Origin of the sequence: Hyphomonas sp. NPDC076881 (genome assembly GCF_050269995.1) — a bacterium.
Taxonomy (GTDB): Bacteria; Pseudomonadota; Alphaproteobacteria; order Caulobacterales; family Hyphomonadaceae; genus Hyphomonas.
Genome location: NZ_JBNNJJ010000027.1, coordinates 1 through 24458, shown reverse-complemented (window position 1 = coordinate 24458; position 24458 = coordinate 1). Strand labels below are relative to the sequence as shown.

The 24458-nt window shown below is 61.8% G+C and carries 23 protein-coding genes, 2 tRNA genes and 1 pseudogene; 14 read left to right on the top strand and 12 right to left on the bottom strand.

Annotated features, from left to right (window positions below; all coding sequences use genetic code 11):
• The first annotated feature begins 378 nt into the window (after nt 1-378).
• Entirely contained in the window at nt 379-933 is a 555-nt protein-coding gene (locus tag ACQKI2_RS18315; RefSeq protein ID WP_427381062.1) for an antirestriction protein ArdA, read from the top strand.
• A 378-nt stretch (nt 934-1311) separates the two neighbouring features.
• Here the strand turns inward: ACQKI2_RS18315 and ACQKI2_RS18310 are convergent, their stop codons facing one another.
• The 4 genes from ACQKI2_RS18310 to ACQKI2_RS18295 all read right to left on the bottom strand — a co-directional run bounded on the left by ACQKI2_RS18310 (nt 1312) and on the right by ACQKI2_RS18295 (nt 3111).
• A complete protein-coding gene (locus ACQKI2_RS18310; protein ID WP_427381061.1) occupies nt 1312-1992 on the bottom strand; it encodes a type IV secretion system DNA-binding domain-containing protein in 681 nt (226 codons plus the stop codon).
• A complete protein-coding gene (locus tag ACQKI2_RS18305) occupies nt 1979-2314 on the bottom strand; it encodes a hypothetical protein (protein ID WP_427381060.1) in 336 nt (111 codons plus the stop codon). Before ACQKI2_RS18305 ends, ACQKI2_RS18310 begins: the two co-directional genes overlap by 14 nt.
• 4 nt (nt 2315-2318) lie before the next feature.
• Nucleotides 2319-2582 carry a helix-turn-helix transcriptional regulator gene (locus ACQKI2_RS18300; protein WP_427381059.1) on the bottom strand — a complete coding sequence of 88 codons (264 nt, stop codon included), beginning with the start codon at nt 2580-2582 and terminating at the stop codon, nt 2319-2321.
• Nucleotides 2583-2862: 280 nt separating this feature from the next.
• The gene (locus ACQKI2_RS18295; RefSeq protein WP_427381058.1) at nt 2863-3111 is read right to left on the bottom strand and encodes a helix-turn-helix domain-containing protein; all 249 of its coding nucleotides are present in this window, start codon (nt 3109-3111) and stop codon (nt 2863-2865) included.
• Nucleotides 3112-3200: 89 nt separating this feature from the next.
• Between ACQKI2_RS18295 and ACQKI2_RS18290 the strand changes: the two genes are divergently transcribed.
• From ACQKI2_RS18290 to ACQKI2_RS18280, 3 genes are all read left to right on the top strand, one after another.
• The gene (locus ACQKI2_RS18290; RefSeq protein ID WP_427381056.1) at nt 3201-3710 is read left to right on the top strand and encodes a hypothetical protein; all 510 of its coding nucleotides are present in this window, start codon (nt 3201-3203) and stop codon (nt 3708-3710) included.
• Nucleotides 3707-4003, top strand: a complete 297-nt coding sequence (locus ACQKI2_RS18285; RefSeq protein ID WP_427381055.1) for an RNA polymerase sigma factor — start codon at nt 3707-3709, stop codon at nt 4001-4003. The genes ACQKI2_RS18290 and ACQKI2_RS18285 overlap by 4 nt, the downstream gene beginning before the upstream one ends.
• Before the next feature lie 174 nt (nt 4004-4177).
• Nucleotides 4178-5299 (top strand): Fic family protein, encoded by a 1122-nt coding sequence (locus ACQKI2_RS18280; protein ID WP_427381054.1) that lies wholly within the window; start codon nt 4178-4180, stop codon nt 5297-5299.
• Between the two features lie 420 nt (nt 5300-5719).
• On the opposite strand, the gene ACQKI2_RS18275 is transcribed toward ACQKI2_RS18280, so the two are convergent.
• Nucleotides 5720-9787, bottom strand: a complete 4068-nt coding sequence (locus tag ACQKI2_RS18275; RefSeq protein WP_427381053.1) for a helix-turn-helix domain-containing protein — start codon at nt 9785-9787, stop codon at nt 5720-5722.
• Nucleotides 9788-9890: 103 nt separating this feature from the next.
• Between ACQKI2_RS18275 and ACQKI2_RS18270 the strand changes: the two are divergent.
• From ACQKI2_RS18270 to ACQKI2_RS18260, 3 genes and pseudogenes are all read left to right on the top strand, one after another.
• A pseudogene (locus ACQKI2_RS18270) lies at nt 9891-10049 on the top strand (type IV toxin-antitoxin system AbiEi family antitoxin domain-containing protein); the annotation flags it as partial.
• Between the two features lie 60 nt (nt 10050-10109).
• On the top strand, nt 10110-10511 hold the full coding sequence (locus ACQKI2_RS18265; RefSeq protein WP_427381063.1) for a type IV toxin-antitoxin system AbiEi family antitoxin domain-containing protein: 402 nt from the start codon (nt 10110-10112) through the stop codon (nt 10509-10511).
• Complete coding sequence (locus tag ACQKI2_RS18260) at nt 10508-11419, top strand: nucleotidyl transferase AbiEii/AbiGii toxin family protein (protein WP_427381052.1); 912 nt, start codon at nt 10508-10510, stop codon at nt 11417-11419. Before ACQKI2_RS18265 ends, ACQKI2_RS18260 begins: the two co-directional genes overlap by 4 nt.
• Nucleotides 11420-11445: 26 nt before the next feature.
• On the opposite strand, the gene ACQKI2_RS18255 is transcribed toward ACQKI2_RS18260, so the two are convergent.
• Nucleotides 11446-12639, bottom strand: a complete 1194-nt coding sequence (locus ACQKI2_RS18255) for a tyrosine-type recombinase/integrase (protein ID WP_427381051.1) — start codon at nt 12637-12639, stop codon at nt 11446-11448.
• Nucleotides 12640-12825: 186 nt separating this feature from the next.
• A tRNA-Leu gene (locus ACQKI2_RS18250) sits at nt 12826-12909 on the bottom strand.
• A 76-nt stretch (nt 12910-12985) separates the two neighbouring features.
• On the opposite strand from ACQKI2_RS18250, the gene ACQKI2_RS18245 reads away from it, so the two are divergent.
• Entirely contained in the window at nt 12986-13618 is a 633-nt protein-coding gene (locus tag ACQKI2_RS18245; protein ID WP_427381050.1) for an exopolysaccharide biosynthesis protein, read from the top strand.
• A gap of 48 nt (nt 13619-13666) precedes the next feature.
• Nucleotides 13667-14185 carry a disulfide bond formation protein B gene (locus ACQKI2_RS18240; protein WP_427381049.1) on the top strand — a complete coding sequence of 173 codons (519 nt, stop codon included), beginning with the start codon at nt 13667-13669 and terminating at the stop codon, nt 14183-14185.
• Nucleotides 14186-14206: 21 nt separating this feature from the next.
• On the opposite strand, the gene ACQKI2_RS18235 is transcribed toward ACQKI2_RS18240, so the two are convergent.
• Together ACQKI2_RS18235 and ACQKI2_RS18230 are read right to left on the bottom strand one after the other, a co-directional pair.
• Complete coding sequence (locus ACQKI2_RS18235) at nt 14207-15370, bottom strand: acyl-CoA dehydrogenase family protein (protein ID WP_427381048.1); 1164 nt, start codon at nt 15368-15370, stop codon at nt 14207-14209.
• Between the two features lie 116 nt (nt 15371-15486).
• Nucleotides 15487-17358: a DUF885 domain-containing protein gene (locus tag ACQKI2_RS18230; RefSeq protein WP_427381046.1), complete on the bottom strand. Its 1872-nt coding sequence runs from the start codon at nt 17356-17358 to the stop codon at nt 15487-15489.
• 102 nt (nt 17359-17460) lie between these two features.
• Here ACQKI2_RS18230 and hemC point away from each other — a divergent pair, with 102 nt between their 5' ends.
• The 5 genes from hemC (at nt 17461) to ACQKI2_RS18205 (ending at nt 21881) form a co-directional block, all read left to right on the top strand.
• Complete coding sequence (gene hemC / locus ACQKI2_RS18225) at nt 17461-18426, top strand: hydroxymethylbilane synthase (RefSeq protein ID WP_427381045.1); 966 nt, start codon at nt 17461-17463, stop codon at nt 18424-18426.
• Nucleotides 18423-19151 (top strand): uroporphyrinogen-III synthase, encoded by a 729-nt coding sequence (locus ACQKI2_RS18220; RefSeq protein ID WP_427381044.1) that lies wholly within the window; start codon nt 18423-18425, stop codon nt 19149-19151. The genes hemC and ACQKI2_RS18220 overlap by 4 nt, the downstream gene beginning before the upstream one ends.
• Before the next feature lie 69 nt (nt 19152-19220).
• Nucleotides 19221-20294: a COG4223 family protein gene (locus ACQKI2_RS18215; protein WP_427381043.1), complete on the top strand. Its 1074-nt coding sequence runs from the start codon at nt 19221-19223 to the stop codon at nt 20292-20294.
• Between the two features lie 5 nt (nt 20295-20299).
• Entirely contained in the window at nt 20300-21736 is a 1437-nt protein-coding gene (locus tag ACQKI2_RS18210) for a heme biosynthesis protein HemY (protein WP_427381042.1), read from the top strand.
• Nucleotides 21737-21805: 69 nt separating this feature from the next.
• Nucleotides 21806-21881: transfer RNA gene (locus ACQKI2_RS18205), tRNA-Thr, on the top strand.
• Between the two features lie 41 nt (nt 21882-21922).
• On the opposite strand, the gene ACQKI2_RS18200 is transcribed toward ACQKI2_RS18205, so the two are convergent.
• From ACQKI2_RS18200 to fsa, 3 genes are all read right to left on the bottom strand, one after another.
• On the bottom strand, nt 21923-22741 hold the full coding sequence (locus ACQKI2_RS18200) for a PhzF family phenazine biosynthesis protein (RefSeq protein WP_427381041.1): 819 nt from the start codon (nt 22739-22741) through the stop codon (nt 21923-21925).
• 87 nt (nt 22742-22828) lie between these two features.
• Nucleotides 22829-23647 carry a bifunctional hydroxymethylpyrimidine kinase/phosphomethylpyrimidine kinase gene (gene thiD, locus ACQKI2_RS18195; RefSeq protein WP_427381040.1) on the bottom strand — a complete coding sequence of 273 codons (819 nt, stop codon included), beginning with the start codon at nt 23645-23647 and terminating at the stop codon, nt 22829-22831.
• 7 nt (nt 23648-23654) lie between these two features.
• Entirely contained in the window at nt 23655-24305 is a 651-nt protein-coding gene (fsa, locus tag ACQKI2_RS18190) for a fructose-6-phosphate aldolase (RefSeq protein ID WP_427381039.1), read from the bottom strand.
• Between the last annotated feature and the right edge of the window lie 153 nt (nt 24306-24458).

The window sequence follows — 24458 nt, the reverse complement described above, 5'->3', positions numbered from 1 at the left end:
GACCTTCTTGTGGTTAGCGCCCAACCCCTCACGGTCGAGCAGAATGCCCAGCCGGCGATAACCAAACCGGCGGCGCGTCGCAGCGAGGGCCCGCAAACTACGGCGCCTGGCTGTTTCTACACTACGCGACACAGGCCATATGGCGGCGCCAGCATCTCAAAAACATCAAAGCCTCTGCACACGGCGGGAGGGGCCGGACGTCGCTTATGCCGGGGCGCGGCGGGCGCGCACGGGGGGCGGGATTGTAAGCATTCGGATCGTATCTGCTCTCCGACCTGACCCCGTGCGCGCCCGCCTCATACGCCCCGCCAGCGCGCCTTTCTCCGCCCCCTCCCGCCTGATGCGGGAAGGCACGCGGGACAGAGAGGAGCACGGATTATGACTGACCCGATTGAACCACCCCCCGCCGTAGCGGCTGACGCCCCTGCCCGGCCCCGTATCTATGTGGCCTGCCTGGCCGCCTATAACTCCGGCATCCTGCATGGCCGGTGGATAGTGGCGACCACCCCTGAAGAGGCGCAGGCGGAAGTGCGTGCGATGCTGGCCGAGAGCCCGGTACCTGGCGCCGAGGAATGGGCCATCCATGACTATGAAGGGTTCGAAGGCATCTGCCTGTCTGAACACGCCGCGTTTGACACGGTGTGCGAGCTGGCAGACTTTGTGGGAGAGCATGGCAGGGTTGCAGCGAAGCTCTACAGCCACTTCGGCAATGGCCTCACCGAAGCCCGCGCCGCGTTCGAGAACTATGCCGGTCAGTACCAGACCGCAGGCGCCTTTGCCGAGGAGATGATCCGCGAAACCGGCACCGAGATTCCCTCATCGCTGCAATACTACATCGACTGGCAGGCCCTTGCCCGTGACATGGCGCTCAATGGCGAGATCCTCGTCATCCAGACCGGCTTTGATGAAGTGCATATCTTCTGGTGCCGGTGAAGGTATGTGCCCGCGCGTCTCGCGCGGGCACGCCATCCCGGCTGAGGCAGGGGAGCGGCGTGCACAGTCTGTTCAAGCCGTCCACGAACAATCGGGCAGGCCCGTTGCTTCGGTCTCGGCGTCTTGTCGCTCAGTCGGCAGGCGTACGCTCAATGTCCTTCGGGCGAGGTGGCTGGGGAGACCGGCAAGGCTTCTGCCCGAAGCGGAGATCGCGACGGGGGAAGGAGGAGCACAGCAGCCGGCACCAGCCTTCAGTGGGCGCAGCCAGGCGAACCCGGTTCGTCGCCCCGGAATACGAAAGACAGGCGGAGGGCCGGGAACGGGGCCCGGCGGCTTGTCGGGTTTGGAGAGACCTGGGGTCAGCTTCGGAACGGGCCATCAGGGGGCATGGTTTCGATGATGCGTGGGAGTGGGTTTCCGGGTATCTCCGGGCATGCCGGCCGTCATGTCGCCCTTGGTATCGAGGATGAGAACCTGGTCACCCCGGTAATAGGCTTCGAGGATCAGGTGCCACAGGGTCTGGGTCTTGCCCGAGCCGACCCCGCCCGTGATCATAAGGTGCCGGGACTCCCGGTCCCGGCTGAGGAAGAAGCCAGGCGGGAAGTTGAGGCCAAGGCCGGACTGTTTTGCTTCCTTGAAGAGGGTGCGAGCGAGACGCTGGTAGTTTGAGAGACCTGTCAGCATCTTTGGTCCCCGCAGATGGCGCGGGCGGCGTCCGCTGAATGCAGCCAGCATGCCCAGCCCGGCGAGGCCGCCTGCGGCAGCGACGCCCGAGCCGACGCTTATCCCGAAGTTCCGATTGAACTCGTCAAGCGCGCCGTGGGTGGTTAGGTGGCGCTCGCAGCTGGCCCAGGCGTGTCGGGCATCCTTGTCCGTCTTCGAGGCAAGCTTCGCTGCAAAACAACCCGTAGAATCAGCGACCGGCATCCGCGTGACGGGATAGCCGGTGGCATCCCGGAGAACCGGCGTGCGCCGTTCGAAGTTCAGATGGTAGGTTCCATAGGCGGTCCCCATCGCAAGAAGCGCCGTACCGGCGAGGGCGAATTTAGCTGCGGACATGATGGGTTTCCTCTCTGAGGGGTTCGCCCGCAAGGGCATGAAGGAGCTGCCGGAACATGCCGTCGACATGACCGAGGCTTTGCGCCTGCTGCTCCGTTGACTGAATGACTTTGCCGACGTCCTGCGAAATCGCAGCGAGGCGGCGCTCGATCTTGAGGAACCGCTCCGCCTGGGCGGCCGGATCGTTCCCGGCGAGGCCTGAGCGGATGAGCTCGCGGGCGAGCGCGGACGGCGTGCCCGAGAGACGCGCGGCGAGGTTACTAAGCGCGGCATGGTCTGCTTCAGGCAAACGGACGGAAAGGGGGCGGGTCGCGTCGGCCATGGGATCAGTTCCTGGGCGGCTTGCGTTCAGTCTTGACGACATCCTGCATGAAGGCCTCCACTTCCCGCTCGATCCAGACACTCCGCCGGCCGATGTGTACCGGCGACGGGAACGGCCGGACGGGATCTTTGATCAGTTCGTAAAGCAGCGACCGGCTGATCGAGAGACGTCCGAGGACGTCCCGGATCGACAGGAAGCGTTCTGGGGAGACCGGCGGAGCGAGTCGGTCAGGCCCCGCTCGCGCCGTCAGGGAATTAACGTCCGTCATCTGCAAAAACCTCTTCTGCTCGCGGCCGTTGGTCAGCACGCGCACAATGAGGATCGCCGATGAGGAACGCCCTGAATAGTTGGATTGCGGGCAATTGGAGGCATCTGCAGGCATAGCCATGCATAAGGATACAAAACCGGGAAATCGGGGGACCTCGCGCTTCGCCGGGAAAACCCGGAGTGCCCGCAATGCCTGATGCGCAGGATACAGATGTTTCTGTGCCTTGTAACGGGGGCAGCCTGCGCCCCGCCGGGCATCAGGGCCTGACTAGCCCGCGAGGCTATTTCTTCAGGCGCACCCCTGCCCCGCCATCGCTGCTCATTCCGGACGCAAGAAAAATAACACCGGCCTCTTCCAGCGCGCGCCTTACCGCGTCCACATTCGCGGGCGTGCTGCCGGACGGGCCACGCTCGCTCTCCATACGGCGCACTGTCGGCACTGAGAGATTAGCGACTTCCGCCAGCTTCGGCTGGGTCCAGTCAAGCAGGGCACGGGCAGCGCGAATCTGGGCAGCAGTTAAATCTGTCATTTTCTTTTTGAGATCATATTTACTTAAAACGATCACGGGTGTAGTGTCCGTGATACCAAACGACTCATCTCTACCATAAAGGTAAACCCATGTCCCGACGCTCCCCAGGCGACGAGAATGCAGCCCCGTGCGCCCAATGCGGGCTTTCACGCCGGGAGCTGATCGCAGGCTCCGCCGCGCTGGCGCTTCCAGCGGGCCCGACTGGTACCGCCGATCCGGTCATCCCAATCTGCCAGAACTGGCTGCGACTGAACGCGGAGCAGGACGCGCTGACACTCCGATGGCAGGACCTCGAATGCTTCGTGGGACGAGAATACAAATGGTTCCGGCTTTCCGAGGCAGAGCGCCAGCTGGTGCCGGAAGCTGCGGAAATGGCGGCCATAGATCAGAGTGTCGATGCCCTCTTCACCACCCGGCAGGACATTCTTTCGCGGCTGCCGGATATGAAGGCCATGAGCCTTTATGGCGTCTCCCTGAAGCTGAGCGTTGCGACTGCTTCTGTATTTCCTGATGAACATCCGGAAGTGCATGCCCTGCTTCAAAGCACCCTGAATGATTTGACGACGCTCATGGAGGCGGGCGGCAGTCTGCGGACATGATGTGGCGCGCGCGCTTCAGACGGTTCAGGCAAAGCGGCCGCAGCCGGATTGATGAAGCCTCCGAGGCGACCGTCGAGGCCGTTCTCTGCTATATGGAACCGGTCCGGCGCAAGGTCCTGCTTCTGCATCGGATTGAGCGCCTCAGCTACGCCGACATCGGAGCACGGCTTTCCTTATCCCGGGCGGAAGTGAAGGTGCACATTGCAGAAGCGGTCGCGGAGCTCGCGGGCGCGCTTGCTGTTCCGGATGTCAGGCCAGTGAAGCCGACCGGCGAATCTGCATCGTCAAATTAAGCCTCGATGGCCGCGCCGCTTTGACAAAGGCGGCTTTTGTGTACTCAGGGTACACCGAATGGCAGGGTATCGAAGATGTGACTCAGCCTTGAGGGGGCGCCCTGAGCCGATTGTTTTGATTATTCGGATCATAATTAACGTGATTTTGAGCCGAATACGTGTTTTATTCGGCTCATGACTTATAACTGGCAACATCCTGGCTGGCCCCGCTTCTGCTTTGACATCGCCGATGTTCTCGATGAACTGACGGTTTTCGAGCGGCATGTCGGCCGGGTCAGCGGTGTCCTGGACGCCCTCCCGGAAGGCACGCAGGCGGAAACCCTGGTTGACCTCATGGTGTCCGAAGCCATCAAGACGTCCGAGATTGAAGGAGAATATCTCAGCAGGGCCGACGTGAAATCGTCCATCCGGCGCAATCTCGGCCTTACAGAGGAAGCCGTCGCCAAGGACGCCCGCGCCATCGGTATTGCCGAGCTGATGGTCGCCGTCAGGCGGGACTTTGCCGCGCCCCTGACTGCCACGATGCTGTTTGACTGGCACCGCATGCTGATGCGCGGCAATGCGCGCATCACGGCAGGTGCATGGCGCGCTCACGCAGAGCCGATGCAGGTTGTCTCCGGCCCCATAGGCCGGGAGACCGTGCACTTCGAGGCGCCACCTTCGGCTGCCGTCCCGGCAATGATGGACGCGTTCATCGACTGGTTCAACGCGACCGCGCCGCAGGGCGCCACGCCAATCAAGCAGGCGCCTGTCCGCTCCGCACTGGCGCATCTTTATTTCGAGACCGTCCACCCTTTCGAAGATGGGAATGGCAGGATCGGCCGTGCCATTTCAGAAAAAGCTCTTTCCCAGGGGCTCGGCAGGCCCGTCCTGCTCAGCCTCTCAAAAGCGATTGAGGCAGACCGGGACGCCTATTATGACGCCCTGAACTTTGCTCAGAGGACGGATGAAGTCAGCGGCTGGCTGAAATACTTCCTGACTGTGTGCATCACGGCGCAGAAGGATGCCGAAGCCGAGGTCACGTTCACGCTCCAGAAGGTGAAGTATTTTGACGCTTTCAGGGACAGCTTCAACGACCGCCAGCTCCGGGTCATCCGGCGGATGCTGGATGAAGGGCCGAAAGGCTTTGAAGGCGGCATGAGCGCAGGAAAGTACGGCTCGATTGCCAAAACTTCCAAGCCCACGGCAACACGGGACCTCCAGTCACTCGTCGACCTTGGCGCACTCGTGGTGACGGGCGGTGGCCGCAGCACCCGTTACTGGCTGCCCTTCAGTGTCAGCGCAGATATTCCCTGAACCGCGAATATTGCATTTCCGTCGAATATCGACCTGGGGAGTCCCACAGACCTGGTAGGCCATTCAGCCCCATTGAGACGGGACTACGTCCATTCCGGATTGGACGGGACTTGATTCCGAATCAGACGCCCCTGGCCCCGCGCCAAAACAGCACTTCCTGATCCCACCTATCGGCGGCAACGAGGAGAGGCCTTTGCCCCGGCCTTATGAACATTGCCAAAGGAATCATGGAGTTTGAAAATAGCGGATAGGGTTCACCGGGAGTGAGCAGTCATCCGTTTTCCTGAACCGGCTCTCGGATTTCCCTGTGCCCATCGCGTAAAAAATCCTGAAACTTTCAATTTTTGCAAGTATCTGGAATTTATGAGCACTCTGGCAGACCAGTACCCAAACTGGGTGATTTTCAAGGAAGACTTGGTTTCAGGATTCCCAGTCGAGGCGTTCCGCTTGCCTGTCGTGCATTCTCGCTTCCTGCTCATAGTCTGCCGCAATACGCTCCAGCAGCGCGGCTGTCCTCGGCCATTCTAGCGCAATTGCGCTTGCATACGCACGGTACCGCGCAGCCTCTTTCCTCTCAATCAGGCCTCCATCGCGCAAACCACGGGTCGTGACGCCCCTGCGATTGTAGAGCCCGAGTGAGAAGCCGCTTTCAATCTCCGCATTGCGTATACTGTCGATCAGATCGCGGATAGCCCTTTGTGGCCAGGCTCCATCCGGATCATCCGCAGACGCCGACAAGACCTCACCAATCTTCTGGTCAACAATCCCCTCCCTACCACATTCAGCCGCCAGGCTGCGGGCGCGACGCACCCATGCCACCAGTGCAGAATGATCGACCATACCGGCGTCATCGCTTCCAGGGACCCGGTCCCAAAGCCTCAGCAGTGTCCATGCCTGCTCTCCCATACGCTGCGCGGTGTCAGGATCGGCAACACGCTCCTCCGCAACTCCGCTGTCTTCAGTTGGTTTGTAGACCATCTTGATAATTTCGATGAAGAAATCAGGGCGCGTGGCAAGCGCTCTCAGTAGCACGATAGGCTTCCGCTCAGAGTACTCCAAAGCCCTCAGATAAACCCATTCGATCGACATAACGGAGTCTTCGTCGGCGTCCGCGCGCGCGTCGAGCACTTTCAGAATCTCGACGACAAAATGCTGGAACATCACAGCATCATTCTCGTGCTGATTATCCGAGCGGCCCACATCCTTAACTGCCTGCTGTAGCGTTTCGATAAGCAATTGTGTCGGCAACCCGGCCCGCAAATGATCCCCTACCAGATGCAGAGCCTGATGCGCGCGCCCCACTCCTATCAGCCTCCTGGCAGCAAACTCGATCTCAGCCGCAGGGCCCTCAATCCAGAGAACGGGAATGTCTTTCCAATACTTAGATTCAATAACCTCCCCCATGGACGCGGCGAGGTCCCATACCCAGCGCTGCTGAGGGAAGGCTTTCAGAATCGTGAGGATCGCCTGATCTCCCCAGCGTTCATTCGAGGCGCGCTCCAGCAAGGAAGTAGCCCAAGGCTGCCCTTTCTCCCGAACCTTCACACTTATCAGTCCGTACCCGACATCCTGTATCCTGGGGTCAACATCCTTCAGTGCCGCCTCGAGAATGCTCTCCTGAACCTGTTCGGGAAAGCCAGTTTGCCGGAACGCCGCGCCAATATACCCTGGCGATGTGTCCTTTAGGGCAAGAGTGAAGATCGCCTCAATGCCTCCGGACTCATAGACCTCAAGGGCAGCCAGCCGGCGGGCCTCCAGAAGGTCTTCCTGCGCCTCACGCCAGCCAGCACGCCGCGAAAGCGCAATGCGCGCATCGTTCCTGAATAGCCATGCGAACCGGTCAATGGGATCACTCGGTGCCAATTCCTCATAGATAGCTTCAAGTCTTTCGAGAGCTTCATTTTCCATAGCCCATCCGGCATCCGGATACGACCTGTGCCGTGTCACCAGAGCACGCAGTCGGGTTCGCAAAGCTTCCTTGTCTTCAGTCCGGGTCAGGTTCCCCGCCAGTTCCTGAAGGCGTTGTATGGCCGCATTACAGTCGGGTGCGAGATCCGGCAGCCTTTCCACCAATTCTTCCCAACGGCTCATAGCACCGCCAGCGTCCTCAATCAGGCGATTTGTTGTGTCGATTGCTGCTGACCTTATCGACTGCCAAGTGACCGCCTCCTTCTGCCACTCCGAAAAATCCAACCAACGGGGCTGCGGAGTTGGAGAAACACTGTCATGGCCTTTTGGCAGGATATTGAGGAGCAACCTCCACGCAGTGTCCGGGTGCTGACGACGGAGACGGTCGAGAACTTTCAGTCGATCTTTGTACGTCGCAAACGTCTGAGGTGACCAGGGCAGGAAAAGATCTCTTAGACTGTCCCCAGGTCGGTTGCCGGACCGGCCGCCAGGATCAATCTCATCAAGACGGGCCAGCAAGCCTGCGACCCGGCTCATGTATCGCGGAGACCAAGCCAATGCCTCAAGCGCCCAAAGCAGTTCGGTTATTTTCTCAGTTGTGAAGAATGGGTCTTCGCCCCCCCCAAAGAGGGCCCCAACCGGAGGATCATTCAACGAGAGGCTTTCATCGATCATGTCCAGAAAAGCTTCTGGTGCCGCCTCTGAAAGAAGGCGGAAGTCATCCGCCAGAGACCAGAGCTGCTTCGCGGAAGCCCCCCGCAACAACTTACGAACGATGTATTGTGCACGTTGCGCAGCATCAGGCTCCGCTGTCACACGCGCCCCGAACTGCGCCAGCAGGATCAACGTTTCACCTACTCCCCGGCGCAGCCAGCCGGAATACATCGGCACGCTTCCATCAAGTGCCGCCATCCAACGTTCATCAGGCTCCACGTCGAACCTCGGATCCACCGCGCCGAGCACGTCAATCGCTACGCTGCCGAATTGCTCGATATCTGCGGGGACCAGATACCGGGCTAGCAGGAACCATGCATCCCTGCCAGATGCTACCTTCCAGGTATCCCCTACCTTTCGGAGCGGGCTATCCAGTGCACTGATGTAATTTGACAGCGACTGAGAAAACTGCGTGTATGACAATCCGCTCAGGCGCTCGAGTGCTTTCTTATCAGCTTCATTGCCTTCGCTCCAACCTCCCGCGAGCAGCGCAGCCCGGAGGGCGCGGGGCGGAGGCTCCTTGGCCCAGCCGGGCAGCCTGCCGGGGGCCGCCGGGATCAGACGGCGCAGTATGCCAATGCTGCGCGCCGCCTCGCGGGCGAGCGCCTCTGCCTGAGCCTGCTCGATTCCCATTTCTATCAGTGCAGGGATCATCCCATCGCGGGTGGGACGCGGCAGGGTTGTTAGATCAGCCTGACCGTGCTCTCCGTCGCCATAAGCCAGCAACACGAAATGTCCGGCGCCTTCCATGCGCCGCGCGAGACCCGCGTCCGGGTCCAGCAGGACAATTATGAGAGGATCGCTGCCGTCACCAAGAGCACGGGCAGTCTCAGCACTTGTCGCAAGGACGGCGCGCGAAAGATAATGATCAGGCAGATCGCCAGGCAGGGTCCTGATGGCCGCGACTACGAACGCAGCCACTTCCTCTGCGGTTTCAGACTTCAGAGCCAACGTGGATGGCTGGCCTCGCAGCCATCTCAGTACTTCAGTTGCTTCCTTGTCACGATCTGCCAGCACAAGATTTTCTGACAGCGGCCACCTCGTCGCGAGCGACCATTCTGACCAACCCTCTTCCAGCATTCGGGCGCCATCCGGGCGCTTCCCAATCTGTACTGCCAACCAGAGCCCGACGGAAGGATACTGCTCAATCCATCGCACGAGATCAGTGGCGTCATAGGCTCTCACGTCACGCCAGATACCCTCAGCCCGTCGCTCTTTTGCCCAACGTTCCTTTTGTGGCCATGTCCTTGGAGTAACGAATACGAATGTGGAGTCCGCTGGATTAAGGGGCTCAGGATCCTCAGTTCGTTTTTGATAGTCGTCCTGCGCCTTTTTCAGGATCCCATTTCGCTGGACCCCGATTTCCCAGCCCGCATTACCGACAGGAACAAAAGCGCTGGCTTTTTCAGAATACGTCCGGCCATCCCAACCTGCTAGCTGAATGGCCTCATCAGACGGAAAATCAATTATGGGTGATGAACCGATCGTGGCCACCACCAATTTGTGAATTAGGTGCGGCAGTGTAGATTGCGCGTCGCGTCGCGCAGCCCAGTGTTCAAGATCCGCTGCGTTTATGAACCGGGCCGCTCCAGCCCCGGGAGCGCCTTTAAGAGGAGGAACTGGCGGGCCAATCACCGCCCCCCCTTTCAGGAAATTCACCCCTGCCATCTCCAGTGCATTGCGCATGGCAGCAACGTTGTTTGGTACAGGTTGACGAACGCCCCGCTCAAAATCGGCCACTGTAGACTGCGCCACACCGGCCGCTTTCGCGAGGTCCTGCTGGGACCATGCGAGCAATGCGCGCGCAGCCTTGATTTGCAGAGGCGCAAGTTCATTCGGGTCAGAAGAGGCACTTGAACTTTTCATGTCATATAATTTATATGACGTGCTATGAACTTTTCAAGAACATCATAGGGAAAATTTGTTCTGCAGGCATTTAATTGTAACTGCCGACATTATATAAATTGGTATGACAGACCAGGAACCATCCCAACCCAGAAGGGCACTTGAGGTCGCAGCAAAGCGCGGAATCGCACGTGCGCGTGACTTCGCGGCTGCTGGAATAGCTCCAGTATACATTGCTCAGCTTTGCGCGGAAGGGCGGCTTATCCGTCTGGACAGGGGGCTATACCAGCTACCTGAAAGGGTCGGTACCGACGCCAACCACAACCTAGCTGAAGCCACAGCAATGGTTCCTGCAGGTATCGTCTGCCTACTGTCTGCGGCCAGGTTCCATGACCTGACGACCCAGCTCCCCAATGCCGTCTGGATGCTCATTCCCCATAAGGCGCGCGCACCTAAATCCCGCCAGCTTCAGCTTGAAATCGTCCGCACGAGCTCAGCGCGCGCCATGAAAGACGGGATCATCGAAGCAAACATTGAAGGCGTTAAGGTGCCAATAACCTCGCCAGCGCGAACAGTCGCTGACTGCTTCAAGTACAGAGGTCGTGTGGGCCTCGATGTCGCCATTGAAGCTCTGCGAGATGCTTTGAAGCACCGAATATCCTCCGCTGACGAACTGATGCACTTTGCTCAGCAGAATCGTGTAGGGACGATCATGGCCCCATACGTAGAAGCCCTGACCCTATGACGACGAACATCCCGGCCTCTGTCCGCACAAGACTGTTCAATCGTGCGAAAAAGGAAAGCACTGAATTCCAGACGCTCCTCGTGCGATTCGCAATAGAGCGCATCCTATACCGTTTGTGTATGCATGCGGCGCGGGAGCGCTTCGTTCTCAAGGGCGCAATGTTGTTCACGGCATGGCCGGAATCGACTCCCCGACCGACAGGTGACCTCGACCTGCTGGGACAAGGATCGCCTGACGCAGAAGCCATGATTGCCCTGTTTTCTGAAATCGGGGCGATTAACTTGCCGGCCGACGGGATATTATTCCCGAGGGAAGAAATCAGCGCCGAACAATTGAGGGAAGATGAAGAGTATCAGGGCCTCAGGATCAAGATTGTGGCCCTATTGGATGGTGCTCGCATCCCCTTCAAGATTGACATTGGGTTCGGAGATTTTGTTCACCCAAGACCAGCTGAAATGACATTTCCTACGTTACTGGAAGACATGCCGCCCCCTATCATAACCGCCTACCGACCCGCCACAGTAGTGGCCGAAAAGTTCGAAGCGATGATCCGGTTCGGGTTATCGAATGGCCGCCTGAAAGATTATTATGATCTCCGGGAAATCGCGCGAACATTCCACTTTTCACGGGGCGAGCTGGTACACGCGATCAACGGGACTCTTGAACGCAGGCAGACAGTGCGACCTTCAGAAATGCCCGCAGGCCTGACGGTTTCATTCAGCTTACTGCAAGAGAAGCAGCGACTCTGGACGGCATTCCTCAGACGCCATGCACCGCATCAATCAAGCCTTTCTCTGGATGAGGTTGTGACCGAACTCGCAGAGTTCCTCGGTCCCGTGATCCAACAATTGTCGACTCCAGAAACGGCATTGGGGTCATGGAGTCCTCAGCAAGGCTGGGCCTCATAACTGATCAGTTGCTGATTATCACCCCCTCATAGGCCCTCAGCCATCGCAAGCACTTCCTGCGCCCACCAGTCGGCCATCTTCACCCGCTCCTCCCAGTAGAGGGCGCGGTGGTAGATCCGCCGGACTTGGTTACTGTCGGCATGCGCCAGCTCAGCTTCAATGGCGTCCGGGTTCCAGAGCCCGCTTTCATTGAGCAGGCTTGACGCGCTCGACCGGAACCCGTGCGGCGTCATCTCGTCCTTGGTGAAACTCATCCGGCGCAAGGCCTGGTTCATCGTGTTCTCGCTGATCGACCGGTCATTCCCGGTGAGCGAGGGAAACACCCGGACGCGGTTGCCCGTCTGCTCCTGCAGCTTACGGAGGATCTCGATAACCGGCTCGGCGAGCGGCTTATGATGCGGCCGGCGCATCTTCATCCGCTCTTCCGGGAGCGTCCAGACCCGCTTTTCGAAGTCAAACTCATTCCAGTGCGCCAGCCGTAGCTCGCCTGGCCGGGTATAGAGCATCGCCATCAGCTTCAGCGCCGAGCGCGTGATTTCCGACCCTGCCTCATAGGTCCAGATCACCTGAAGGAGCCGGGCGAAATCCTCCCGCTTTGTCAGCGCCGCCATGTGCTGGACCTTTGGCGTGATCAGGGCATCCCTGAGCGCGAAAGTGGGATCATGGTCAGCGCGCGCGGTGGCGACGGCATAGCGGAACACTTGTCCTATGGACGAGCGCATGCGGCGGGCGGTTTCATAGTTCCCGCGCGCTTCCTGCCTGCGGAGCGGCACGAGAATATCCACCGGCTTGATCTCGGTGATCGGCATGTCGCCCAGATCCTTGTTTATCAGCCGGATGAACCAGTCCCGCTTCTGCAGGGTGGTCTTCGAAATCCCCTCCTTCTTGCGCTTCTCCTGCAGCTCGGCTGCGATCTTCGCAAACGTGTGCTCTGTCCGGGCCACCTTTACGGCGGCTTCTGCCTTTTCCTTTTCGCGGGGGTCGAGCCCGTCATAGAGCTGGGCCTTCGCCTCGGCGCATTTTTCGCGCGCCCGTAGCAGGGAGACGAAGGGATACTTCCCGAATGACAGCGTCTTCTGCTTCCCGTCGAACCTGTAGGCCATCTTCCAGAGCTTCGAGCCTTGCGGCGTGATTTCCAGGAAAAGACCATGCCCGTCGCTGTATCGCGCAGTTCTCGGTCCCGGCTTCAGCTTCCGGATGTGAAGGTCGGTCAGTTTCATTGTTGGCATTTCCCTCTCAGGTTACCCCTTCGATCCGTAGAGAATGCCAACAATTTCGAAAAAATCGACCAAAATTTGGAAAAATGCCAACGGACGGCCATGGACAAATCAATCGCCAAAATCGCGATAAGTATTTGTTTTTTGTGGATCTTTCTGGACGTGAGCGGACGCTCACGGAGTTTGGAATGGTGCCCCTGGCCGGACTTGAACCAGCACTCCTTTCGGAAGCGGATTTTGAATCCGCCGCGTCTACCATTTCACCACAGGGGCTTCCCATGAGAACGGCCAAACTCCTGCCGCAGAGGGAAGTGATATGTCAATCTCTCTGCTATAGTGAATTCCACCCATGACATCTCCCATGACCGCCAATCCCGACCGCACCCTGCTGCAGACCATCGAAGTGCTGGCCGAAGCCGCACCGGAAGAAGGCTTTTCCCTGCGCGAAATCTTTGACCGGCTGGACGAGAGCGCCTTTGGCGCAGGCCTGTTCCTGCTGGCCCTGCCCTGCTGCATCCCCTTCCTCTATGGCGTGCCGCAGGTGGTGGCGCTACCGATGCTGGCGCTGGCCTTCCAGATGGTGATCGGCCGGGAGGAGCCCTGGCTGCCCGCTGCCCTTGGCAAGCGCAAGATCGACCGCAAGGGCCTGACGCAAATGGCCACAGGCGGGCGCAAATGGTTCGGCTGGATCGAGGCGATCATCCGCCCGCGCTTCAGCGTGATCACCGGGCGGCGTTCGGAACGGGTGATCGGCTTTTTCCTTTTCCTGTTTTCCGCCTCGATCCTGACGCCGCTGCCCATGACCAATACCGTGCCGGGCATGGCAGTAGCGGTGACCGCCTTTGGCCTGATGCAGAAGGACGGGCTGGCGGTGATCGCCGGGGTCATCCTGGGCACGCTCTGGATCGGCGCGCTGATCACCGGCGCCTTCCTCGGTCTCAACATCATCACACATATTTCATCGGCCATTCTGGGCTCGTGACACGCCGCCGCATTGCGCCGGGCGGGGTTTGCCGCCGAAGGTCGCGTCATGCAGCTGATCACCACTGCCCTGACAGGCTGGCGCTGGCCCGCCCTCGCCCTTGCTGCCTCAGCCCTGATGCTGGCGGCGGCCCACGCTTTCGAGACATTTGGCGGCCTGGCCCCCTGCCCGCTCTGCCTGCGGCAGCGGGAAGTCTACTGGGCGCTGATCGCGATGACGCTGACCGGGCTGACCTGGTGGCGGTTCCTGCCGAAACGGCGCTTTCTGGTGGCGCTGAACGTGCTGATCGGGCTGGTTTTCGTCGTGGGCGTGATTGTTGCGGCCTATCATGCCGGGGTCGAGTGGGAGATTTTCCCGCCGCCATCAGGCTGCTCGGCCGGCCCGGCGGTTGACCCGTTCGCCATGGGCGACCTGGATCAGGTGTTCGAACTGCCCGCCTGCAATGACGCGCCCTTTTATATCCTGGGCCTGTCCATGGCCGGCTGGAACGGCGTGATCTCTGCCCTTCTGGCGGGTATCAGCTTCGCCGCCGCCGCCATCACCTTCCGCTCATTTCGCGCCGCCTAAGGCCAGGGGCCTGGCAAAACGTCAGAGCCCCAGCACCTTGCGGGCAATGATCGTCTTCTGAATTTCATTGGTGCCGCCATAGATCGACTGGGCGCGGCCTGCGAAATACGTCGCCACATCCCGCGGCGTGGCGCCGGAAGACGGGCCGCGATGGCCGGCATGCGGCCCCGCCGCGTCCAGGAAAAGTTCTGTAATCTGCTGATGGGTTTCGGTGGCGAGGATCTTGACGGTGGAGGCCGCGTCTCCGGGTGAGCCACCAGCGGCCACGGCAGACAGGATACGGAACACCGTCATTTCCAGCCCGTCCACGGCTAGCTCCGCCTGCGCCAGACGCATGGCAAAGCCCGGATCATCAATCAGCCGCTCATTACTGCCTGCAGAGCCCAGTGTGGCGAGCGCGCGGACATGGCGCAGCATCGCCCGCTTGCCGCCGATGCGCGCATAAGAGGTGCGCTCGAAGCCGAGCAGGTATTGGGAATAGGTCCAGCCCTTCCCTTCCTCGCCGATGCGGTTTTCTTCCGGCACCTGAACATTGTCGAACAGCACTTCGTTGAGCGTATGGGCCCCGTCGATGCTGATGATCGGTTTGACCGTTACCCCCGGCGCGTCCATCGGGCAGCAGATAAAGGAGATGCCCTCCTGCTTCTTCTCGCGCTGGCTGGTGCGGGCGAGCAGGAAGATCCAGTCGGCATGCTGGGCCGCCGAGGTCCATATCTTATGGCCATTGAGCGTGTAAACGCCGTCTTTCAGCTCGGCGGAAAACTGCAGGCTGGCGAGGTCTGAGCCCGCGCCCGGCTCCGAATAGCCCTGCGCCCAGCCGGTCGAGCCGTCGCGGATGCCCGGCAGCCAGCGGTCTTTCTGGGCCTGTGAGCCGAAGGTGTAGATGACGGGGCCAACATACACGACGCCCATCGGGGTCACGGTGGGGACGCCGGCGCGCTCCAGCTCCTCATCGAAGACATACTGCTCCTCGATGCTCCAGCCGGGGCCGCCATATTCGCCGGGCCAGGCCGAAGCGAGCCAGCCCTGGGCGCCGAGCGCCATTTCGGAGCGGCGCACTTCCGCCGTCGTCAGGGGCAGGCCGGCCTTGTATTTCTCGATGATGTCCTTCGGAAACTGCGTTTCGAACCAGGTGCGGACCTCGCGGCGGAAACCCTCGACATGATCGCTGAATTTCAGATCCAAGTCTCTATCTCCCGAAGTGGGCCTTTTGTTTTTATCTCCGAAAATGAAATGAGGGCAGGGCGCCGTCTGGCAAGCCCTGCCCTCGCGTTCAGTCAGCCATTTGACAGATCGTCCGATCAGCCGGCGGCTTTAACTTCCTCGATCCAGCGATCAACCTTCTTGTCCAGCATGGCCAGCGGAAGCGCGCCGCCGCCCAGCACCGTGTCATGGAAGGCGCGGATGTCGAACTTGTCGCCAAGTTCCGCTTCCGCCTTGGCCCGCATTTCCTGGATTTCGATCATGCCGATCTTGTAGGCGGTGGCCTGGCCAGGCATCACGATATAGCGCTGCACTTCGGAGCGTGCCTGCGCCTCCGTGATCGCTGAATTGTCGAGGAAGTACTGAACGGCCTGATCCTCGGTCCAGCCTTTTGAATGCAGGCCGGTATCGACTACGAGACGGATCGCGCGCCAGATTTCAGAGCCGAGGCGGCCGAAATCCGAATACGGATCGGTATAAGTGCCCGGCATTTCCTTGGCCAGCTTCTCCGAATAGAGCCCCCAGCCTTCCGAATAGGCGGTGAAGCCTGCCTGGGTGCGGAACATCGGCACGCCGGTCAGCTCCTGGGCGATCGAAATCTGCATATGGTGGCCCGGAAGACCCTCATGATAGGCGATCACTTCCAGCTCGCCCTTGGGCATAGCGGTCATGTCCAGAAGGTGGGCATAATAAATGCCGGGGCGCGAGCCATCCGGCGTGCCCGGATAGTAATGCTGGGCGGCGCCAGCCTGTTCACGGAATGGCTCCACACGCTTCACAACGAGATCAGCCTTCGGCAGGATGCCGAAATAGTCGGGCAGGACGGCCTTGATCTTGTCGATGGCAGCGGTTGCATCATCGATATAGGCCTGCCGGCCTTCATCCGTGTCCGGATAGTAATGGCGTGGATCGTCGGTTGCATCGCGGATGCTGGCGAAGAATTCGTTCAGCGTGCCTTCAAAACCAACCTGTGCCTTGATGGCTTCCATCTCGCCATGGATGCGGGTTACTTCCGACAGGCCGAGATTGTGGATCTCGTCGGCGGTCATGCTGGTCGTGGTCATCCGCGACAGCATGAAATCATAATAGGGCCCGCCATTGGGCTGGGTGCTGAGACCCTGGGGACCGGCCGGGTCGGGCGAATTGGCAAGGTCTTCCTGGGCAAAGGCGATGATTTCGTTATAGGCGGCCAGGAAGTCGCCCTTCAGGGCAGCTTCTGCCTCCGCGATCAGCGTTGCGGCCGTTTCGGGCGTGGTCTTGCCCGCGTCCACAAGCTTCTGAACCTCCGCCTTGAAATCAGCCAGAAGCGCGCTGTCAGGCCCTTCCGTGAACGGCGCGCCGGTGATGATCTTGCCCGACTGATCGATGACCGCCTCATAGGCAAATTTCGGCGCGTGAACGCCCTTGCCGGCCTTGTCCTTCGCCTGCACCAGAAGCTCGCGCAGACCGCGCGCCGCCTGATTGATCCGGCTCACATAGGCGCGGGCATCGGCCTCCTCATCGACCGAATGGAACTGCATCAGGAAGGTGGGGATAAATGCGTGAACGCCGTTCATCTGATCGAAGATGAGCCCGTTATCGCGGAACTGCACGGCCTTGGCGGCCTGCTCATACTGGAATATCCAGAGATCGTAGGAATCCTTGTCGGCCGGTGAAAGCTGATTGTAGTCGAAGGTTGCCTTCAGCTCATCGACAGCGGCTTTCGCCTTGGCCAGCTGCTCGTCCTGGCAGGCGATGGTCATACAGTCGATCTGGTCATTCTTGTCCTTGCGGCCAAGGAAGCTCAACTGGACCGGACTGTCCTGCAGCTGTTCTTCGTATTTGGCATCAAACCAGGCATTCAGCTTTTCGCTGAGCGCGGCCTGTTCTTCGGCGGAAAGCTCCACCGGGGCGGCAGGTTTGGGCGTCTCCGGCGCGCAGGCGCCGAGTACGAAAGCGAGGGCGATGGCAGAGACAGCGCTGCGCAACATGGGGGATTCCTCCGGACATTTACCGTTAAACGATAAGAGGGCGTACCCCCCTGCGGTCCCGGCGTCAATTGGCAAGTGCGATTTCCCCGGCTAGGGAGGGCCATGACCCATACAGACCCGACAAAAGGCGCCCGGCGCCTCAGGCTGGGCACGCGCGGCTCTCCGCTGGCGCTGGCCCAGGCCAATCAGATCGCAGACGGTATCCGCGCAGCATCGGCCGGCGCATATGAATGCGACATCGTTGCGTTCACCACCACCGGCGACAAGCTGACCACAGAACGGCTGATCAATTCCGGCGGCAAGGGCCTGTTCACCCGCGAACTGGATGATGCCCTCTCGCGCGGGGAACTTGATCTTGCGGTTCACAGCCTGAAAGACGTGCCCTCCGTGCTGCCGGCCGGGCAGGTGTTTGCCGCCTTCCCCGCGCGGGAAGACCCGCGGGACGGCTTCCTGTCCCACACGGCAAAATCCATCCGCGAACTGCCCGAAGGCGCAAAGCTCGGCACGGCCTCGCTGCGCCGGGAAGCGCAGGCCCTCGCCCTGCGGCCCGATCTTGAAGTGGTGACCTTCCGGGGCAATGTGGCGACCCGTATGCGCAAGCTGGAAGAAGGCCAGGCAGACGCCACCTTCCTGGCCATGGCCGGGCTTACCCGGCTTGGCATGGCAGACGTTGCCACCCCCATTCCGCTGGAGGATATGCTGCCGGCGGCCGCACAAGGCATCATCGGCGTCGTGGCACGCGATGATGCGGATACGGAGCTTCTTGAGATTCTGGGCACGCTCACCCATGGCCCCAGCCGGGCTGCCGCGATTGCCGAACGCGCCTTCCTTGAAAAGCTCGATGGCAGTTGCCGCACACCCATCGCCGCCCATCTGTTCGACCGGGGCGATGAGTGGGAGCTGATCGGTGAAGTACTCAGCCCGGGCGGCACGGCCCGCTGGCGCGGGGATGGCGTCTGCCGCAAGGATGCCACCGACGCGCAGCTTGTGCTGCTCGGCCGGGCGGTCGCGCAGGAAATCATCTTCGCGGCCAAGGAGGCCCTGCCCGTCTTCGGAGACGAGCGGTGACAGAGGCGCCGGGCCTGGCGGTGATCGTCACGCGCACCCAGCCCGGCGCGGACGAAACTGCCGCCAGCCTGATCCGGCGCGGATACCGCGCCCTCCTCTCCCCGATGCTGCAGATCATTCCCTGCGGGCTTGATCCGGCGGCGCTGAACGGCGTGCGCGATCTCATCTTCACCAGTGCCAATGGCGTCCATGCCTTTGCCGCTTCGGGCACGCCCGCAGAGGGCCTGACGGCCTGGTGCGTGGGCCCGTCAACGGCCGCCGCCGCCGCCCGCGAGACAGGGTTCTCAAAGGTTGTGGAAGGCGATGGAGACGCCGAAGATCTTGCCCGGCTGATCCTCACCGCGCGCGCGGAAATTTCCGGCCCCCTCCTGCACATCGCCAATGATGCTGCCGCCGGCAATCTTGTTGCCACGCTGAAAGACGCAGGCCTCCCGGCCCGCTTTGCCGCCGCCTACCGCACAGAACCTGCCCCTGCCCTCTCCGCCCCGGCGCTGGCGGCGCTGAAGGATGGGCCGGCGCTCCTGCTGGTACATTCGGCCAAAGGCGCCGCGGCGATTGTGCAAACCGGCGTAAAGCTTGATCACGCCGTTGTCGTCGCCATCTCCGCTGCGGCAGCGGCCCCGCTGCAGGGGATACCGTTGGCGGGTCTCCATATTGCCGGGCGGCCGAATGAAGACGCGCTGATGGCATCCCTTGGCGAAGCGGCAAACCGTCTCGCACCCTGACCGGCTCGCTTTGCCGCAGAGGCGCGTTGTGCCACACTCCTGCCCAGGAATTAGACCACCGACGGATTCATGACAGATACCAGCCCCCCCGGCCACGAACCGCACGCAGAACCGATCGACGCGCATTTTGAGCCCGCGCCCGATCCGCTGCCGGCAAAGGCGAAGGCCACCGGCCCCGGCTGGGGCGGTGTGGCTGTGGCGGCGATTGCTGCAGCGCTGCTGGGCACAGCAGGCGGCATCTTTGGCCGCGATCTGATCCTGCCGCAGACATCGGCCGCGCTGGAACAGCAGCTGGCCGATCTGACAGCCCAGCAGGCTGAATTTGAACGCCGCCTCACTGAAATGCCCGAAGCCTCCGATGAACTTTCCAGCCTGATCGGCGAGGTCAGCAGCAATTCCAGGAAACTGAACGAACTGCTGGCCAGCGGCGCAGGCATACCCGCTGTGGAAAGCCTCACGGCGCGGATTGAGGCGCTGGAGCGGATTGAACCGGGCGAAGGCGCCACCCCGGCCGAAGCGCTGCGCACGATCACCGCGCTTGAAGCCCGGCTCTCCGCCATGGAACAGGCCGCCGCCATAGCCGCCGCGGCGCCGGTTGCCGCGCCCGAGCCACAGGCAGAGCCCGAGAAGGACCGTCAGGCCGAAGCGGCCCTCGCGCTCTCCGCCATCGAAAGCGCCGCCCGCCGGGGCACCGGCTTTGAAGCCGACTATCGCGCCCTGCGCGCCGCCGCGCCCGGTAACCAGACCGTCCGCCGGCTGGCCCCCTATGTCAGCGGCGTGCCGACCACCTCCAAACTGCAAGCCGACTTCACCGCCATGCGCGCCGCCGTAACTGCGGCCGGCAAGACAGATGCGGCGGCAGATCAACCCCAGAGCCAGCTTTCCTGGCTCAACCGCGTCTTCGGGGACGCCGTCACCGTGCGCCCCGCCAACAAGCGCGAGAACCCCGTTGTCACAACGCTCGACACAGCGTCCAAAGCGCTGGCGGCCGGAGATCTTCCCGCAAGCGTCAAGGCCCTCGCCACGCTGGAAGGCAATGCCGCCCGCGCGGCGCAGGACTGGACCCGTGAAGCAAACCGCCGCATCACGCTGGAGGGGGTGCTCGAAGATGTCAGGCTGAGCCTGATCGAGCCGGAGAATTAGATCGAATGAGCCGGTTTTTCCTTTTCATTTTTGTCCTTCTGCTGATTTCCATCGGCGCGGTGCTGGCCTGGTGGGCGTTCAGCCTTCCGGGGGAAGTCACCTTCCCTGTTGGCCAGGAAATCGTGTCCGTGCGCGCGGGCGTGGCGGCCATCCTGCTTCTGGTATTCGGCGGCCTGATCGCGCTGGCCTGGTGGCTGGCAACCGGCATTCTGGTGCTGCCCGGGCGCATCTCCAAGGCCCAGCGCCTGGCCCGTACGCGCAAGGCCAATGCTGCCCTTGCTGAAGGCCTGCTGGCCGCCGAAGGCGGCGATTCCAAAGCGGCCCTTCGCCTTGCCAAGAAAGCCATGCGCAATGCCGAGGATGAACGCCTGAAACTGCTGCTGGAAGCGCGCGCTGCCGAAGCCAATGATGACTGGGCCGGCGCCGAGCGCGCCTGGGGCCTGCTCACCCGCCTGCCCGGCGGCCAGCTGGCGGGTCTGCGCGGCTCGGCCACCGCCGCCTCCGAACGCGGTGACCAGCTCACCGCCGAAGCGCGCGCCCGCGAGGCGCTGGAACTGCGCTCGGATGCGGACTGGCCGTTCAATTCCCTGTTCGATATCCAGGTCGCCAAGGGCGATTGGGAGAAGGCGCTCGACACTCTCGCCATGGGCGAGAAACGCGGGCTGGTCGAAGGGCCCAATCTCAAGCGCCGCCGCGCCGTGCTGTTCACCGCGCGCGCCGTGAACCTGCCGGTCACCGAGAAGCCCACCGCGCAGAAATCCCTCGCCGATGCCATCCGCTCGGCGCCGGACTTTCCGCCCGCCGCCTATCACGGCGCCCGCTTCCTGATGATCGACGGCAAGGCGAAGGCCGCCCAGGGCGTGCTCGAGCTTGGCTGGAAAGCGCGGCCCCACCCCGCCCTTGCCCAGCTTTCCCGCCGCCTCGTGCCCCAGGACAGCCGCGAGAACATCGCCGCCCGCCTCAAGGCGCTCGTCGATGCCCACCCCACTCACCGCGAAAGCCGCATTCTTGCAGCCGAGCTGTCGATGGACGCGGCAGACTGGGTGGAAGCGATCAAGGGGCTCGCCCTGCTGGTGGAGGAAAACCCCACCGCGCGCCTCTGCCTGCTGATGGAACGCGCCCTCAAGGGCTATGGCGATATGGGCGAGGCCCAGCGCTGGGGCCGGATGGCCGCCTCCGCCTCGCGCGAGGCCGACTGGTCGGACATCGACCCCAAGGGCAGCGCCTTCGACTATGACCGTCAGGGCTGGGCGCGCCTCGTCTATGCCTTTGGCGATGTCGGCGAGCTGATCCATCCCCGCTATGAAAGCTATGGCCGCGAGCTTGAAGCAGGCCGCGTGCTGGCGCTCGCCCACCAACCGGACGACACCCACGCCACGCCCCCGAAACCGCCGCAGGGCCCGCTCACCCAGCCGCTGGACTACGCGCCGGATGACGACTGATCTTAGAGGCAAAACCGGCTTGCATGCCGGGGGCCCTGCCAGTATATGCGGGGCCTGCCGAAACGGCATGCCGCTTTAGCTCAGCTGGTAGAGCACATCATTCGTAATGATGGGGTCAGGTGTTCAAGTCACCTAAGCGGCACCATTTCCCTGTTTTTTCCACGTTTTCCGGTCAGTTGGGCGCGCTCAGAGCCGGAACTGGCCCTCGATCACGGTCACGGCCCGCCCGGTCAGCTTCACCCGGTCACCCTCCAGCCGCACATCAATGCGCGCGCCCCGGCCGGGATAGGCTTGCTGGCAGGCAGCTTCGGGCAAGCCAAAATGCGTGGCCAGAATGCGCGACAGCATCGTGTGCCAGCTTCCCGTGGCGGGGTCTTCATCAATGCCGGAGCCCGGCGCGAAGAACCGGCTGGTCGCGTCCACGCCCTCCCCGCCCAGCGCAAAACAGCCGAAATTGCCCCGGTCCCAGCCCTCGCCTTCTGCGCCCAGAGTTTTCAGCGCCTTCGCATCCGGTGTCAGGCCCTTCACCGCTTCCGCGCTGTCAAAGCGCGCGGCATAGAACATACCGCCCCAGGCTTCCAACGGCCGGGCGCCCAGCGCGGCTACAATATCGTCCGTTACCGGAACAGGCCGGATCGGCGCGGAGGGAAAATCCATCTCCAGCCGCCCATCCGCCAGCCGCCGCACACTGAGGCGGCCGGACTGTACCGTGTCGAAATGAATGACATCGCCGGCATAGCCGCCCGCCTCGAACAAGACATGCGCAGAGGCAAGTGTTGCATGCCCGCAGAGCGGCACCTCCACCGCCGGCGTAAACCAGCGCAGCGCCCAGACACCCTCTGCCTGCGGAACAAGATAGGCCGTCTCCGCCACATTGTTCTCCGCCGCAATCTTGAGCAGCTCGCCATCCGCCAGAAAGGCTTCCATCGGCATCACGCAGGCCTGGTTTCCCTCAAACGGGCGGGCGGCAAAGGCATCTACCTGATAGAAGGGATAAACGGACATGGATAAGGCGCTCCTTGAGAAGCGCCTTGTGTTGCACAGCTCCAATAGCCGGTAAAATGAAGTTTTCTGCGGGGTTGTTAAGCGCAGCTATTCATCCGCCTTCAGCGTCCAGCCATGGTTCACCGGAGGGTGGCCCTTGCCGAAGCCCTGCGCATGCCGGATGGCGCCGAACAGATATTCCCGCGCCCGCTCAATCGCCTCAGGCAGGCTGACACCCTGCGCCAGCAGCGCCGCAATCGCCGAGGCGAGCGTGCAACCCGTGCCATGCGTCGCTTTGGTGTCGATGCGCGGGCCTTCGAATATCCATTCGCCCGTCGTCGTCTGCAGCACATCATGGATGACACCGCCCGGCAGATGCCCGCCTTTCACCAGCGCCCCATGGGCGCCAAGTTCCAGCAGGCGCTCGGCCGCGCGGCGCTGGCCGTCCAGCGTTTCAACCGCCTTGCCGGTCAGAACCTCCGCCTCCGGCGCATTCGGCGTCACCAGCCGCGCGCGCGGTACAAGCTCGGAACGGATCGCGCCCACCGCTTTCTCATCCACCAGCCTGTGGCCGGAGGTTGAGATCATCACCGGATCGATCACGCGGGCCAGACCAAGCGCATGCCCCGCCAGTGTCTCGGCCACCGCCTCCACCAGCGGCGCAGTTCCCAGCATTCCGGTCTTGATGGTATCGGCGCCGATATCGGACAGCACCGCCTTCATCTGGTCGGTCACCGCGCCCACCGGCACGGGCCACACGCCCTGCACGCCCAGCGTATTCTGGACGGTGATGGCGGTTACCGCCGTCATCGCAAACCCGCCCATCATCGTGACGGCCTTGATATCGGCCTGTATCCCTGCCCCGCCCCCTGAATCGGAGCCGGCAATGATCAGGACACGGCCTTTGGGGCCTTCCGCCTCAGCCATGACGACCTCAGACCTTGATGCCGGCCTTCTTCGCGTCCGCCAGGAAGGTCTCGAGGCCTTTGTCCGTCAGCGGATGGCTGACAAGGCTGCGGATCACCGCCGGCGGCGCCGTCATCACATCCGCCCCGGCCAGCGCCGAAAGCTTCACATGGTTGGGCGAGCGGATCGAGGCGGCGAGGATTTCGGTCTCGAACATGTAGTTGTCATAGATCTGGCGGATCTCCTGGATCAGATCCATGCCATCGATGTGGATGTCATCCAGGCGCCCGATGAAGGGCGAGATGAACGCGGCGCCGGCCTTGGCCGCCAGCAGCGCCTGATTGGCCGAGAAGCACAGCGTCACATTCACCGGAATACCGTCATCGGCGAGCGTGCGGCAGGCTTTCAGCCCGTCCCAGGTCAGCGGCAGCTTGACCGCCACATTCTCTGCGATCTTGGCCAGTTTGCGGCCTTCGCTGATCATGCCTTCAGCGTCGATGGCAACCACTTCGGCGCTGACCGGGCCATCGGTGAGGCCGCAGATTTCGGCGATCACCTCGGCAAAGGGACGGCCCGATTTTGCAATCAGCGACGGATTGGTGGTGACCCCGTCAATCAGTCCGGTTGCCGCCAGGTCGGCGATGTCTTTGGTGTCGGCAGTGTCTACGAAGAATTTCATGAGCGTGTTTCCTGAGGCGCTGGAAGAGGAATTATACGACAGGCCGTCCGATGGAGGTGTATTGGAAGCCGCGTTTGGCCATGTCTTCGGGGCTGTAGATGTTGCGCAGGTCGATGACGGTGTTGCCTTTCATGGCGGCCTTGATGCGGCCCA

Excerpts from the sequence above, each read along its gene's own strand:
- ACQKI2_RS18260 (WP_427381052.1), top strand. The coding sequence starts at position 10,508 with ATGACGACGAACATCCCGGCCTCTGTCCGCACAAGACTGTTCAATCGT.
- ACQKI2_RS18245 (WP_427381050.1), top strand. The coding sequence starts at position 12,986 with ATGACATCTCCCATGACCGCCAATCCCGACCGCACCCTGCTGCAGACC.
- ACQKI2_RS18305 (WP_427381060.1), bottom strand. The coding sequence starts at position 2,314 with ATGGCCGACGCGACCCGCCCCCTTTCCGTCCGTTTGCCTGAAGCAGAC.
- ACQKI2_RS18215 (WP_427381043.1), top strand. The coding sequence starts at position 19,221 with ATGACAGATACCAGCCCCCCCGGCCACGAACCGCACGCAGAACCGATC.
- ACQKI2_RS18265 (WP_427381063.1), top strand. The coding sequence starts at position 10,110 with ATGGTTCCTGCAGGTATCGTCTGCCTACTGTCTGCGGCCAGGTTCCAT.
- ACQKI2_RS18290 (WP_427381056.1), top strand. The coding sequence starts at position 3,201 with ATGTCCCGACGCTCCCCAGGCGACGAGAATGCAGCCCCGTGCGCCCAA.
- ACQKI2_RS18200 (WP_427381041.1), bottom strand. The coding sequence starts at position 22,741 with ATGTCCGTTTATCCCTTCTATCAGGTAGATGCCTTTGCCGCCCGCCCG.
- fsa (WP_427381039.1), bottom strand. The coding sequence starts at position 24,305 with ATGAAATTCTTCGTAGACACTGCCGACACCAAAGACATCGCCGACCTG.
- ACQKI2_RS18280 (WP_427381054.1), top strand. The coding sequence starts at position 4,178 with ATGACTTATAACTGGCAACATCCTGGCTGGCCCCGCTTCTGCTTTGAC.
- ACQKI2_RS18240 (WP_427381049.1), top strand. The coding sequence starts at position 13,667 with ATGCAGCTGATCACCACTGCCCTGACAGGCTGGCGCTGGCCCGCCCTC.
- ACQKI2_RS18230 (WP_427381046.1), bottom strand. The coding sequence starts at position 17,358 with ATGTTGCGCAGCGCTGTCTCTGCCATCGCCCTCGCTTTCGTACTCGGC.
- ACQKI2_RS18275 (WP_427381053.1), bottom strand. The coding sequence starts at position 9,787 with ATGAAAAGTTCAAGTGCCTCTTCTGACCCGAATGAACTTGCGCCTCTG.
- ACQKI2_RS18285 (WP_427381055.1), top strand. The coding sequence starts at position 3,707 with ATGATGTGGCGCGCGCGCTTCAGACGGTTCAGGCAAAGCGGCCGCAGC.
- ACQKI2_RS18210 (WP_427381042.1), top strand. The coding sequence starts at position 20,300 with ATGAGCCGGTTTTTCCTTTTCATTTTTGTCCTTCTGCTGATTTCCATC.
- ACQKI2_RS18310 (WP_427381061.1), bottom strand. The coding sequence starts at position 1,992 with ATGTCCGCAGCTAAATTCGCCCTCGCCGGTACGGCGCTTCTTGCGATG.
- ACQKI2_RS18300 (WP_427381059.1), bottom strand. The coding sequence starts at position 2,582 with ATGACGGACGTTAATTCCCTGACGGCGCGAGCGGGGCCTGACCGACTC.
- thiD (WP_427381040.1), bottom strand. The coding sequence starts at position 23,647 with ATGGCTGAGGCGGAAGGCCCCAAAGGCCGTGTCCTGATCATTGCCGGC.
- ACQKI2_RS18315 (WP_427381062.1), top strand. The coding sequence starts at position 379 with ATGACTGACCCGATTGAACCACCCCCCGCCGTAGCGGCTGACGCCCCT.
- ACQKI2_RS18295 (WP_427381058.1), bottom strand. The coding sequence starts at position 3,111 with ATGACAGATTTAACTGCTGCCCAGATTCGCGCTGCCCGTGCCCTGCTT.
- ACQKI2_RS18255 (WP_427381051.1), bottom strand. The coding sequence starts at position 12,639 with ATGAAACTGACCGACCTTCACATCCGGAAGCTGAAGCCGGGACCGAGA.
- hemC (WP_427381045.1), top strand. The coding sequence starts at position 17,461 with ATGACCCATACAGACCCGACAAAAGGCGCCCGGCGCCTCAGGCTGGGC.